Genomic DNA, 13,410 nt, shown 5'->3' on the forward strand with positions numbered 1-13,410 from the left:
ACCTGCATTGTGGTAAACTGAGCTATGTGCAGAGTAGCTTGCCTTGAGTGATATAGGTGGAGGTAGGATCAAATCCTAATATCTAGGCCAAGGTATTAGGATTATTGCTTACTGAAACCTATGTTGCAAAAGAGGATAAAAAGGTACCTAACTGTTGAGGAAATCTCCTAGACTGTTTATTTTTAAGATATGTTAGGGATTGTAGTGTGGACTAAGTGGTAATCTAGTCCTATATATGGCGACAGTATAGATAGAATATTAAAAGGAAACTGCTAGAATGGCGACAATTTAGTTATTCTATGGGAAATCCTACTAGACCTAAGCCGCAAATTTTACTTAGTATATCACCACCTTTTATTAATATAGTGAAACAAGCTGAAACTTTAATTTGTGAATTTACTTAATTAAAGGAATTATAAGCCTGTCATCACTCTTTTGAGTAGCTAGGGTTTCTAATTAATAATTTTTAAATTTAACTTGGAACTCTGTAATAAATTGAACAGTAATTATAAAAATTAAACGATAGAAATAAATTTTAAGGGGAAAAGTCAATATACTAAAAGAAGTATTGAATCTTTAATTATTTATAATATTATGATGTAATTTTATAGAAGAGTAATTTTGCTATTTTGTAAAATATGATATAATTTTTACGGTTACGAAAATAATATATTTTGTAAAAAGAGGATAATGAAAATGACAAAGTACTTAGATAATTATAGTGATTTTAATAGTATAAGATATATGGATTTAAATGAGCTAAATGAATTTGCAAGTGAAATAAGACAATTTCTTATAGAAAAAGTTTCAGTAACTGGCGGACATTTAGCTTCAAATTTAGGTATAGTTGAATTAACAATTAGCCTATTTAATGTATTCGATTTTAATAAAGATAAAATAGTTTGGGATGTAGGTCATCAAAGTTATGTACATAAGGTGTTAACTGGAAGAAAAGAAATGTTTGGTACCTTAAGGCAATTTGATGGATTAAGTGGATTTCCTAAAAGAGATGAAAGCCAATATGATTTTTTTAATACAGGACATAGTAGTACATCAATTTCAGCAGCATTAGGAATGGCAAGAGCTAGAGACTTGAAGAAACAAGATAGTAGCATAATAGCTGTTATAGGTGATGGTGCTTTAACTGGTGGAATGGCTATGGAAGCATTAAATGATGTTGGTGATAATAAAAGTAAATTAATAATAATATTAAATGATAATGAAATGTCAATCTCAAAAAATGTAGGGGGAGTTTCATCATATTTAAGTGAAATAAGATTAGATAGTGGTTACAATAAATTAAAAACTGGGGTTACAACTAAGTTAGAGAAAATACCTACTGTGGGAAAAGGAATGGTAAATTCAATACATAAAATAAAAGGTGGTATAAAACAAATCTTTGTACCAGGAATGTTTTTTGAAGATATGGGTATTAAATATTTAGGACCTATAGACGGCCATAATATAAAGGAAATGAGTAAAGTTCTAAAAATGGCTAAGAATTTTAATGGACCAGTAATTATACATACAATAACTAAAAAAGGAAAAGGATATCCTTTTGCTGAAAAAGCACCTCATAAATTTCATGGAGTAGGACCATTTAATTCTTGTAATGGAAAAATTAATGGAAGCAGTGGCAAGAGTTATTCAGCAGCTTTTGGGGATGAAATGATAAATATAGCTAAGGATAATCCAGATGTAGTAGCTATAACAGCAGCGATGCCTGAAGGTACAGGGCTTGGTGGTTTTGCTAAACAATTTCCACAAAGATTTTTTGATGTAGGGATAGCAGAGCAACACGCTGTAACTATGGCAGCAGGAATGGCAGTTTCAGGATTAAAACCTGTTTTTGCGGTATATTCAACTTTTTTACAAAGAGGATATGACCAAGTATTACATGATGTAGCGCTACAAAATTTACCTGTGGTTTTTGCTATAGACAGAGCAGGAATTGTAGGTCAAGATGGTGAAACACATCAAGGAATATTTGATTTATCATATTTATCACATATACCTAATATGACGATAGTAAGTCCTAAATGTGTAGACGAATTGAACGTAATGTTAAACTTTGCTGTTACTGCAAATTATCCAGTTGCTATAAGATACCCGAGAGGTGGAGATATGGCTAATGTACATCTGTCACCTATAAAAAATATGGAAAAAGGTAAATGGGAAGTACTACAGGGAATAAAAGGTAAAATAGCGATTCTGGCCACAGGAAAAATGGTACAACATGCAATTATAGCTAAAGAGCAGTTGCTTCAAAATAATATAGATTGTACTGTAATTAATTCATGTTTTATAAAACCAATAGATACTAACTTAATTGATAAACTTATAAACGATGGAATCAATATGGTAGTTACTGTAGAGGATAATATAATAAATGGTGGTCTAGGAGATTTAGTATTACAATATATAAATAAAAAGAATTATAATAGCACTAAAGTTATTAACTTAGGATTTGATGACGAATTTATACCTCATGGATCCGTTGATATGTTATATAAGACTTATGGATTAGATCCAAAAGGAATTTACAACAGTATTATTAGTGCATTATAAAGGAGTAGGCATGAACGAGAACTTAATTAGACTAGATATTTTAGTGCATAATAAAGAAATTGCATCTTCAAGAGAAAAAGCAAAAGAATATATAAATGAAGGCAAGATTTATGTAAATGGATTAAAAGAAATTAAGTGTGGTAAAAAAATTCATAAAGATTCACAAATAGAACTTAGAGGTGAAACAATACCTTATGTTAGTAGGGGTGGATTGAAATTAGAAAAAGCTATAAAAAATTTTAATATAGATTTAAAAGATAAAATTTGCTTAGATATTGGAGCATCTACAGGGGGCTTTACACATTGTATGTTAGAAGAAGGCGCTACTAAAGTGTATTCTATAGATGTGGGGCATGATCAGCTTGTAAAGGAATTAAAGGCAGATAATAGAGTCATATCTATGGAAGGTGTAAATGCAAGATATTTGACTTCAGAGGATTTTGAAGAGCTTTCTGATTTTGCTTCAATAGATGTTTCATTTATATCATTGAAAAAAATAATTCCATCAGTAGCAAATCTTTTAAATGATAATGGTAAAATTATAGCGCTTATAAAACCACAATTTGAAGTTGGTAGAGGAAAAGTTAATAAAAAAGGAGTAGTTAAAAAGGTTACAGATCATATAGAAGTTATATTTAGAATTGTTAAATTTATAGAATCAATTGGACTAACTGTAATAGGTTTAGATTATTCTCCTATTAAGGGACCTAACGGTAATATAGAATATTTAGTGTATTTTTCCAAGTCTATAAATACAAATAATATATTCTCAGTGGATGAAATAGAAAAAATAGCTAAAATATCTCATTCCAGTTTATCAATGGAGGAAGTATGAAGAATATAGGGATAAATATTAATTCTAAAAAGGATAGTAAAGGCACAATAGTAATAGAAGTAGAAAAAATAGTAAAAAAATATTTTAAACAGTGTAACATATATAAATTTTATGATTCCTTAAACTTGGACAGTGAAAAAGGTGAAAAATTAGATTTTCTGATAGCTTTAGGTGGAGATGGCACTATTTTAAGAGCAGCAAGAGCAGTAGAAAAATTTGAAACGCCAATATTAGCTGTTAATATAGGTCATTTAGGATTTTTAACAAGTATAGAGCTTTCTCGATTAGAAAGTGGAATTAAGCGTATAAAGTCTAATGAATATACAATAAACAAACGTATGATGATAAAGTGTTCATTACCAGAAAGAAATGAGAAATATTATTATTCGGCTCTAAATGAAATAGTTATTTCTAAAGGAAGCTTTTCTCGTGTTATAAATTATGATATATATATAGATGGAAGCTTTTATATAAATTATAAGGCTGATGGGCTTATAATTTCTACTCCAACAGGATCCACAGCATATGCATTGTCAGCAGGTGGACCAATTATATATCCAACATTAGAGGTTATAGGAGTTACGCCTATATGCCCCATTTCTATAGGAAGCAAAACTATAATATTAGATTCTAATAATAAAATATCAATAACTATTAATTCCCAGGACTGTGGTTCATACTTATGTATAGATGGTCAATCAGTAATAGAATTAAAAGACAAAGAAGAAATTCATATAGAAAAAATGGCAAGAAAATGCAACTTAATAAATTTTGATGACTATAATTATTTTGACTTATTAAGAACAAAAATAATTTCAAGATCAATACAATGTGAAGGTGATAATTAGTGAAGAGTTTAAGGCATAATAAAATTTATGAAATAATAAAAAGTAAAGATATTGAAACACAGGAAGAATTGGCAGAAGAACTGAGAAATGATGGTATCAATGTAACTCAAGCTACAGTTTCAAGAGATATAAAAGAATTAAATCTTATAAAAATCTTATCACATGATGGAAAATATAAATATGCAGCGTCTAGTAAAGTGACAGGATATAACCCTAATGCAATGGCTAATATGTTTTCTAAAACTGCAACTTCAGTTGAAAAGATAGATAAGTTTTTAGTTGTAAGGACAATAACCGCATCAGCGGGGTTAGTAGCAGATGCTTTGGATTCTTTTGCATTTGATGGTGTTGCAGGTACAATAGCAGGAGATGATACAGTCCTTGTTATAACTAGAAGTGATGAAAAATCACATGAAATATTTGATAGAATACAGAAATTGATTCATAGATAGGGTTGATGTATTATGTTGTTACAATTAAATATTAAGAACTTTGCATTAATAGAAGAGCTTTCTATTGATTTTGAAAATGGATTCAACGTCTTGTCAGGTGAGACAGGAGCTGGAAAATCTATATTGATAGATGCTATTAATTTTGTTTTAGGTGGGAAATTTAATAAAAATCTTATAAGAGTTGGGGAAGAAAAAACTGTAGTTGAAGCAATATTTACAATAGACAATGAAAAAATAAAATCTACACTAAATATGTTAGAAGTAGATTATGATGATGTAATAGTGCTAACAAGAGAAAGTTTTAACACTGGTAAAACTATAGCTAAAGCTAATGGCAAAACTTTAATTTTATCAAAAATTAAGCTTATTAGTGAATCGATATTAGATATACATGGTCAACATGAAAATCAAAATCTTTTAGATAATTCTAACCATATAATTTATGTAGATGCTTTTGGAAGTGAAAATATAACAATTCTATTGGACGAATATAGAAAATTGTATGAAAGATTATCTTTAATAGAATCAAAAATAAAAGAATTAAAAGGAAATAACAACGATAGAGAAAAGAATATGGATTTTATAAAATTTCAAATTGATGAAATATCAAATATAAATCCTAAAATAGGTGAAGATAAAGAATTAGAAGAAAGTTTTTCAATGTTATCTAATGCAGAAAAAATAGAAAAAAGTTTATTACTTTCATATAGTATGTTAAGAAACAGTGGAGAAGAAGGTTATTCTACTGTAGATGGATTATCATATGTTATTAGGGAATTAAAAACTATAGAAAATAATAAATCTGAAATAAAAAAAATAGTATCTGCACTAGAAAGTTGTTATTATATCATAGAAGAAAATATCGATGATATAAGAACTATAAAAGATAATATATATTATGATGAAAAAGAATTAGAATTTGTTAATGGAAGAATGTATCAATTAAGTATAGCTAAAAAAAAGTATGGGGAAACAATAGAAGAAATATTAAATTATAAAAAAAATTTAGAAATTCGTTATGATGAACTTTTAAATTTTGGTGAAATAATAAAAAAGCTTGAAAAAGAAAAAACTGAATTGGAAAAAAAAATGGGCGAAAAAGCAGTGGAAATTCATAATATTAGAGTTTTAATAGGGGAAGAACTTGAAAAAAAAGTAAAGAATGAATTGGACTACATAGGACTTAATAAGAGTACGTTTAAAATAAATATAGAGCTTACAGAAAATATTTATTCTAATGGTATGGATAAAGTTCAATTTAATATATCAACAAACCCTGGACAACCACTTCAACCGTTAGAAGAGATAGTTTCAGGTGGGGAGCTTTCAAGAATAATGCTAGCACTTAAAACGGTATTTGTGGACAAAGATGAAATTCCAACTGTTATATTTGATGAAATTGATACTGGAATAAGTGGAAGAATAGCTCAAAGAGTTGGTGAAAAAATGTATTTAATATCAAAAAATCACCAAGTGTTATGTGTAACTCATTTACCACAAATAGCTAGCATGGCAGATTATAATTACTTAATAGCAAAAGAATCCACAAATGATAAAACTTTTACAAAAGTAAGAAAAATGGATAAGAATGAGAAGAAATATGAGATAGCTAGAATGATAGGTGGAAGTGAAGTAACTAAGTTAACACTAGATAACTCAGAGGAAATGATAGAAATGGCTAATATATTAAAACGTAATATAGTATAAAAACAAAAAAACTGTATGAAAATAAGATTGAAATTTTATTTTCATATGGTTTTTTTATTATATAAATTAAAAATTATCTATAAAATGTAATTTTAAAAAAGTAAAAAAATTTTATCTATTCATATATATAAAAAATTAAGTTATTAAGTGAAGTTTAGTTTACATCATTATATAATAAGTTTTTGTTCTCATTTTAAATTAAAGTTTTTATGTATAATTTAAATTTAAATTTGTATTACTATAATAACATACATAAATGTTAAAAAATAAAATTAATTTACAAAAATAACAATAGTTATTTATAAATTAAGCATACAATATATATTAGGAGATATATTATAAATAAATTGAAATTTTATATCATTTGTAATATAAAAAATTATATAAATAAAAGTTGTATACAAGGAAATTTTAATACAATAAAAAAGGTATTAATAGTTAGTACAGTTTAAAACCTAAATATATTTATTGTTACAAGGTTTTTATGTTCCAAACTTATACTAAAAATTTATCTAAATAATAGTAACATCTTATGATTTTAACTTTTAAAGAAATATAATATCAACATAATAAATTTAGAACTTGGGAAATTTAAAAATACAAAGTTAAAAGGAGGCATAGCATTATGAAAAAAAATAGAAATAATATATTATCTTTATTTATATCAAGTATAATATTTTTTACTATAATTTTTAGTTCGGGAAATTTAGGTAAAAACATTGAATTGGCTTTTAAATTAAATAAAGATAATTCGTATAGCTATAATGAAGGAATACTTAAAACTGAAAATTTAGATGTTAGCGTAAGTAATATAAATAAAGATTCGATACAATTAAATAAAAGTTTATATGCTAAAGCTTCCGAAGTTAAATTATATCCAGGTGGGCAACCTTTAGGAATAAAGTTAAATACTAAAGGAGCTTTAGTAATAGCATTATCTGATATACAAACCAATAATGGCTTAATTAGTCCAGGAGCTAAAGCTGGAATAGAAATTGGCGATAGTATATTGAAAATTAATAATGAAGAAATAAATAGCTCAGAAGATGTAGCAACTTTTGTAAATAGATGTAATGGCGAAGAAATTTTAATTACTATTAAAAGAGAAAAAAGTACTATGGATGTTAAGTTAAAACCAGTTAAATGCTTAGATGATGACAAATATAAAATAGGACTTTGGGTAAGAGATTCCACAGCTGGTGTTGGAACATTAACTTTTTATGATGAAAAAAGCAAAAGATTTGGAGCATTAGGACACCCAATAACAGATGTAGACACAGGAAATATTATGTCTATATCAAATGGAGAAATAATTTCATCTAACATAGTTTCAGTAAGAAAAGGAGAAAGAGGAAATCCAGGAGAATTAAGAGGAATTTTTACAGATGAAAATAGTAGTTTAGGTAATATAGAATATAATACAGAATGTGGAATATTTGGTAAAGGTAATAATTCATTATTAAATGGAGTTTATAATAATCCACTACCAATAGCTTCAAGAGATGAGATAAAGCTTGGAAAAGCACAAATATTAACTACAATTGAAGGAAATGAACCTAAATTTTATGATATAGAAATTGAAAAATTACTACCACAGAATGAACCAGGATCTAAAAGTATGGTAATTAAAATCACTGATGAAGAATTTTTAAGCAAAGTTGGTGGTATAGTTCAGGGTATGAGTGGTAGCCCAATTATACAAAATGGTAAAATAATTGGTGCTGTAACACATGTTTTAATTAACAAGCCAGACACTGGTTATGGTATATATATTGACTGGATGCTAAAGGATTCAGATATTTTATCAAAATAGATAGATTTTTTCAAAGAAAAATAATAAAATGTATAAGAGAGGGTTCTTATGCATTTTATTATTTTAATTTTAAATTTGAAAAAGTGTAAAATAATTACAAAATTCATTTTTTTTTAATTTAAAAGAAGGAATTATATTTCTTTTGTCGAAAATATAGATTGTTAGAAAATGGTAATTAGTAGGAAAAGGGGAGTATATAATATGGAACAAAATAGTATCAGTGTACTTATCGCAGATGATAATAAGGAATTTTGTAATATTCTTAATGACTACTTACTAAGTCAAAAAGATATTAATGTGGTTGCTATAGCGAAAGATGGTATAGAGGCATTAAAATTCATAGAAGAGAAAAAACCAGATTTAGTAGTTTTAGATATAATAATGCCACATTTAGATGGATTAGGTGTACTTGAAAAATTAAACAGTATGAACTTAGATCCTATGCCAAGAATAATTGTTTTATCTGCAGTAGGTCAAGATAAAATAACTCAAAGAGCAATAACTTTAGGTGCAGATTATTATGTGGTTAAGCCATTTGATATGGATGTATTTACAAAAAGAATTAGACAAATGTTTAATAACACAATAACAGGTGATGAAAATAAGAAACCAATAGTTGTATCAGAAGTACCAACAATATCAAAAACAGCTGAAAGTGGACCAATAAATTTAGAGACAGAAATAACTAATATAATTCATGAAATAGGTGTACCAGCACATATTAAAGGGTATATGTATTTAAGAGAAGCTATAACATTAGTTGTAAATGACATAGAATTTTTATCAGCAGTAACAAAAGAATTATATCCAACTATAGCTAAAAAGTACAATACTACTGCAAGTAGGGTTGAGAGAGCTATAAGACATGCTATAGAAGTAGCTTGGAGCAGAGGACAAGTAGACACAATTAATAAATTATTTGGGTATACTATTCATAATGATAAAGGTAAGCCAACTAATAGTGAATTCATAGCTATGGTTGCAGATAAATTAAGATTAAAAAATAGAGTTAGCTAACAGATATTTTGAGAAATTTATAATTTTAAAATAATAAGTGTAAGTTAAGAAAAGGTATATGTTTTATTAAATATTTATATTATATTTGATTAAATGTGTGCCTTTTTCATGTAAAAAATTAAAAGAAATATTATAATTTGGGAAAAATGAATTAAGTAGTACAAGAGTGATTATATAGGCTTCTAAGTTGACTCTTAAAGTTGTTCATTCCAAAACTTGGATACTTAAAATAGTGAGACATGCTCCGAATCACTTAGAATTCAACACTACATCTTGTGTAAAAATATTTTAAGGTTGTTGAATAAATTTAAATTGGAGCTTGTTTCCCTATATTAATGTCTATTTGAGAGTTGAAAATAAAAAAGTTATAAAATATATATTAGTTTTAATTTTAAGTAGATATTTAAATAACATAAAAGTATATTTTAATAATTATATAATAAAGTTATAATTAAAATAAATTCTAGTAAGCTATTAAAGTAGTTTAAATGCGTCAGGAAGCTTAAAAACGAAATTAAGGATGTAGACTTCAATAAAGTTGTAAAGAGTCTGAAATTGATGTATTTTGATTAATATAGCTATTATATGATTATAAACATATGAAGACTAATGATTATATTTAATATTAATAAAACAATATAAGGGAGTATTAGTATATTACACAACGAAGGGGTAATTTAGGAAGTATTATGCAAGATGGGTTTGAATCTTATAATAAACTCAGTTTTAGAAAAAAGAAGATTATTATATTCTTATTAATAATAATTTTTATTGCAATATGGATATTTACAAGCAGATATATTGCTAAGAAAACCATTTTTGATTATATGGATAGACAGGGTATATCAAGAAATGATATTGTGGTTGAAGATTTTATTAGAGATTGGAAATGTGGTGGATACATTTATGATGTAGCTGTTAAGGGTGAAGATCCAGATATATATTATGAATATCATTATTATAATGATAAAAGTATTAGATTCGCAGCTTCAAGAATGAATGCACAGTGGATAAAAGAAAAAACGTGGGGTGGAAATTATTTAGACAGTTCAGATTTAGAAAGTTTAAAATATCCACCATTAAAAGATTAATATTAAAGATTATAAATTAACGTGGATAAAAAACAATATATAATGAATGATATAGAGATATAAGTCATTATATATTGTTTTAAGTATTAAGATAAAGGATATTGAAATAGTAAATGTTTAATAATAAAATAATAGAATATTAATTTAAAAAAATTTTTTGTTTAATATTTAAAATAAAATATTTTGGAGGATATTATGAAATTTTATGAAGAGACAATAAGTACTAATTATATACACAAAGGAAAAATATTAAATTTAAAAATAGAAGAAGTAAAACTTCCAAATGGAAAGACAAGTAAAAGGGAAATAGTTGAACATAGAGGGGCTGTGGCTATTTTAGCATTTAAGGATGAAAATACTATCCTTTTAGTTAGTCAATTTAGAAAACCTTTAAATGAAACTATATTAGAAATTCCAGCAGGGAAGTTAGAAATTGGAGAAGAGCCTGTCATATGTGCTCAAAGAGAGTTAGAAGAAGAAACAGGATATAAAGCTGAAAATTTAAAGTTCTTAGGGAAAATAGCAACTACTCCTGGATTTAGTGATGAGATTATTTATATATATAAAGCAACAGATTTATACGATGGAACTATAGGTGGGGATGAGGATGAGTTTATAGATGTAAAAGAAATAACTATAGATAAATTAAAGGAAAAAATAAAAAATGGTGAAGTGATAGATGGAAAAACCATAGCTGCATTAGGCTTTTTATAATAAATAAAATTTAAATGCTTATAAATAATTTAAAAAGATTGAAATATGATTTTTATCATAATTCAATCTTTTTTTAGTATATTAAATTAGTAACACATTTAGAAAATAATCATATAATAAAAGATTAATTCATATTTATAGATATAAAGAATTAGAAAACATAAATTATACAATAAATAAAAAAACTTAGGAGGTAAAAATGAGTAAAAATATAATATCAGAAAAAATTTTAAAAAATATAAATGATAATGCACTAATTTATTTTATTGCTACAGTTTGTATTTGTGTAGGAATAATTTTGGGGATATGTTGTGTAAAGTATTTAACACCAGCTGAAAACGACACTATGGTCAATTATATTAACATTATATTACAATCTGTAGCAGGAGAAGGCATAAATAGCAAAGCTATATTTGTACAAGCTATTAAAAATAATGGATTATTTATTTTAGCTTATGGTATTTTAGGAATTACTATTGTAGGTGTACCTGTAATTTTAATTTTAAACATAATAAAGGGATTTACTTTAGGGTTTTCTTTTAGCTTTTTTATTTCAAAATTTGCGAATAAAGGTGCTTTGTTAGGAATATTTTCTGTATTGCCACAAAACTTAATATATATACCATGCATAGTAATAGCCTCTGTTTTAGCTATAAAATATTCGGTAAATTTAATAAAATTAAAAAGAAATTCAACTAATCCATTTGCAACTAAAGAATATATAAAAAATTTTATTATGTTAACTATTGTAATTATAATAGGTTCAGGAGTTGAAAGTGTACTTAATCCAATTATAATAAGATTTATAGTATAATAAAGGAGCAGTTATGAGTTGCGAAGTTAAAAAATTTTTACTATTATATCTAAAAACTTTAGGGATTTTAATTTTTATGGGAATAATATTACCAAATGTATTAGAAACAACTATATATTTTTTTACTAAAAATACGAGAGTATATGAGAATAGTATTTTAGTTGGTAGAAATGTTGATAAACCATTGGAAGTACTATATAATTACATTTATATATTTAAGAACTTTGTAGGCTTTTAAATGTATAAATGTCTAAATTAAAATTGGAACTTATTTCCCTATAGGATTTCAAAATTATTCTTTAATTTATATATCGTAAACTTTAAATAATATAAGAGTGAGTGCATGCTCAAAAAGCTACATTTATATTAAAATGTTTTTATGAGTTGTAATAAGTTGAAGTTTCATTATATAAATATGATTATTTTAAATGCCCATTAGGGCATTTTTGTGTACAGTGAGGTATTATTATGGAAAAATTATTAAAAAAATATATTCAAAATTTACACTCAAAAAATTTATCACAGAACACAATAGAGGCATATACTAGAGATATTTCTAATTTTATTAAATTTTTAAAAAGTAGAGAGGAAAATTTAAATTCAATACATACAGATACTATAATGATTTATGCTGAAAAATTGCAAAGGGAAGGTAAAGCTAACACTTCAGTAATAAGAAATATAATTTCAATAAGAAATTTTTATAAATATCTTATTATAAATAAATTTGTTGAAGAGGATCCAACTTTAGCTTATGATATTCCCAAAAAAGTTAAAGAGATTCCTAAAATTTTAACAGTTGAAGAAGTAGATAGTTTTTTGGAACAACCAGATACAACTACTGATAAGGGAATTAGAGACAAAGCTATGTTGGAAATAATGTATGCAACTGGCATGAAAGTAAGTGAAATTTTAAATCTAACTGTTTTTGATAAAAATTTAGAAATGGAATATATTAAAGTTAAAAGAAAGAATGGAAATGAAAGAATAATTCCATTAGGTAGAGCTGCAGTTAAAGCATTAAAAGAATATTTAAAAGTAAGAGATAATTTTAATATAGACCATCTGGAAACCCTATTTTTAAATACAAAAGGTACAAAGATGACACGTCAAGGATTTTGGAAAATAATAAAAATTTATGCTAAAGAAGCAAACATAAATAAGTATATAAATGCTAATACCTTAAGACATTCTTTTGCAGTTCATCTTATACAAAATGGAGCAGATATAAAATCTGTTCAAGAATTACTTGGACATAGCAGTATTGGTGCTACACAAATATATACATTCATATCTCAAAAAAATAAAATAGAAGAAATCTACAAAAAGGCACATCCAAGAGCTTGATATATAAAATAAGGTTTGAATTTAGCGTATATATTAAAATTTAAATATATAACCAACTGTTAATGAATTTTACTTGAAAAACCTTAATTAAAACGTTATATTAATAATTAACATAATATGATATTTGTAAAAAATAAATAAAAGTTGTAGTTTTTTAAATTGAAAAGTATTATATAAAACTTATAATAGGTAAAAATAATTTAA

General features: G+C 25.9%; 12 protein-coding genes. All 12 read left to right on the forward strand.

The window, feature by feature from the left end:
* The first annotated feature begins 696 nt into the window (after window positions 1–696).
* The 12 genes from dxs (at window position 697) to xerD (ending at window position 13,206) form a co-directional block, all read left to right on the forward strand.
* Window positions 697–2,568 carry a 1-deoxy-D-xylulose-5-phosphate synthase gene (gene dxs, locus ACYUE0_RS03260; protein WP_061994826.1) on the forward strand — a complete coding sequence of 624 codons (1,872 nt, stop codon included), beginning with the start codon at window positions 697–699 and terminating at the stop codon, window positions 2,566–2,568.
* A 10-nt stretch (window positions 2,569–2,578) separates the two neighbouring features.
* Window positions 2,579–3,403: a TlyA family RNA methyltransferase gene (locus ACYUE0_RS03265; RefSeq protein ID WP_460269476.1), complete on the forward strand. Its 825-nt coding sequence runs from the start codon at window positions 2,579–2,581 to the stop codon at window positions 3,401–3,403.
* Window positions 3,400–4,251, forward strand: a complete 852-nt coding sequence (locus ACYUE0_RS03270) for an NAD(+)/NADH kinase (protein ID WP_460269477.1) — start codon at window positions 3,400–3,402, stop codon at window positions 4,249–4,251. Before ACYUE0_RS03265 ends, ACYUE0_RS03270 begins: the two co-directional genes overlap by 4 nt.
* The gene (locus ACYUE0_RS03275; protein ID WP_061994823.1) at window positions 4,251–4,703 is read left to right on the forward strand and encodes an arginine repressor; all 453 of its coding nucleotides are present in this window, start codon (window positions 4,251–4,253) and stop codon (window positions 4,701–4,703) included. Before ACYUE0_RS03270 ends, ACYUE0_RS03275 begins: the two co-directional genes overlap by 1 nt.
* Window positions 4,704–4,715: 12 nt before the next feature.
* Window positions 4,716–6,410, forward strand: coding sequence for a DNA repair protein RecN (gene recN / locus ACYUE0_RS03280; protein WP_061994822.1), 1,695 nt, complete (start codon window positions 4,716–4,718; stop codon window positions 6,408–6,410).
* 625 nt (window positions 6,411–7,035) lie between these two features.
* A complete protein-coding gene (gene spoIVB / locus ACYUE0_RS03285; RefSeq protein WP_199868899.1) occupies window positions 7,036–8,223 on the forward strand; it encodes a SpoIVB peptidase in 1,188 nt (395 codons plus the stop codon).
* A gap of 201 nt (window positions 8,224–8,424) precedes the next feature.
* Entirely contained in the window at window positions 8,425–9,240 is an 816-nt protein-coding gene (gene spo0A / locus ACYUE0_RS03290; protein WP_061994820.1) for a sporulation transcription factor Spo0A, read from the forward strand.
* A gap of 689 nt (window positions 9,241–9,929) precedes the next feature.
* A complete protein-coding gene (locus ACYUE0_RS03295) occupies window positions 9,930–10,331 on the forward strand; it encodes a DUF3139 domain-containing protein (RefSeq protein WP_460269478.1) in 402 nt (133 codons plus the stop codon).
* Between the two features lie 195 nt (window positions 10,332–10,526).
* Window positions 10,527–11,045 (forward strand): NUDIX hydrolase, encoded by a 519-nt coding sequence (locus tag ACYUE0_RS03300; protein ID WP_460269479.1) that lies wholly within the window; start codon window positions 10,527–10,529, stop codon window positions 11,043–11,045.
* A 199-nt stretch (window positions 11,046–11,244) separates the two neighbouring features.
* On the forward strand, window positions 11,245–11,859 hold the full coding sequence (gene spoIIM / locus ACYUE0_RS03305; RefSeq protein ID WP_061994817.1) for a stage II sporulation protein M: 615 nt from the start codon (window positions 11,245–11,247) through the stop codon (window positions 11,857–11,859).
* A 13-nt stretch (window positions 11,860–11,872) separates the two neighbouring features.
* Window positions 11,873–12,097 carry a hypothetical protein gene (locus tag ACYUE0_RS03310; protein WP_061994816.1) on the forward strand — a complete coding sequence of 75 codons (225 nt, stop codon included), beginning with the start codon at window positions 11,873–11,875 and terminating at the stop codon, window positions 12,095–12,097.
* Window positions 12,098–12,327: 230 nt separating this feature from the next.
* A complete protein-coding gene (xerD, locus tag ACYUE0_RS03315; RefSeq protein WP_061994815.1) occupies window positions 12,328–13,206 on the forward strand; it encodes a site-specific tyrosine recombinase XerD in 879 nt (292 codons plus the stop codon).
* Window positions 13,207–13,410 lie beyond the last annotated feature (204 nt).

The sequence above is a fragment of the Clostridium sp. CTA-19 genome, from assembly GCF_054767855.1.

Bases quoted from the DNA above. Each gene is read 5' to 3' on its own strand.
- dxs (WP_061994826.1), top strand. From the start codon at position 697: ATGACAAAGTACTTAGATAATTATAGTGATTTTAATAGTATAAGATAT.
- ACYUE0_RS03265 (WP_460269476.1), top strand. From the start codon at position 2,579: ATGAACGAGAACTTAATTAGACTAGATATTTTAGTGCATAATAAAGAA.
- ACYUE0_RS03270 (WP_460269477.1), top strand. From the start codon at position 3,400: ATGAAGAATATAGGGATAAATATTAATTCTAAAAAGGATAGTAAAGGC.
- recN (WP_061994822.1), top strand. From the start codon at position 4,716: ATGTTGTTACAATTAAATATTAAGAACTTTGCATTAATAGAAGAGCTT.
- spoIVB (WP_199868899.1), top strand. From the start codon at position 7,036: ATGAAAAAAAATAGAAATAATATATTATCTTTATTTATATCAAGTATA.
- spo0A (WP_061994820.1), top strand. From the start codon at position 8,425: ATGGAACAAAATAGTATCAGTGTACTTATCGCAGATGATAATAAGGAA.
- ACYUE0_RS03295 (WP_460269478.1), top strand. From the start codon at position 9,930: ATGCAAGATGGGTTTGAATCTTATAATAAACTCAGTTTTAGAAAAAAG.
- ACYUE0_RS03300 (WP_460269479.1), top strand. From the start codon at position 10,527: ATGAAATTTTATGAAGAGACAATAAGTACTAATTATATACACAAAGGA.
- spoIIM (WP_061994817.1), top strand. From the start codon at position 11,245: ATGAGTAAAAATATAATATCAGAAAAAATTTTAAAAAATATAAATGAT.
- ACYUE0_RS03310 (WP_061994816.1), top strand. From the start codon at position 11,873: ATGAGTTGCGAAGTTAAAAAATTTTTACTATTATATCTAAAAACTTTA.
- xerD (WP_061994815.1), top strand. From the start codon at position 12,328: ATGGAAAAATTATTAAAAAAATATATTCAAAATTTACACTCAAAAAAT.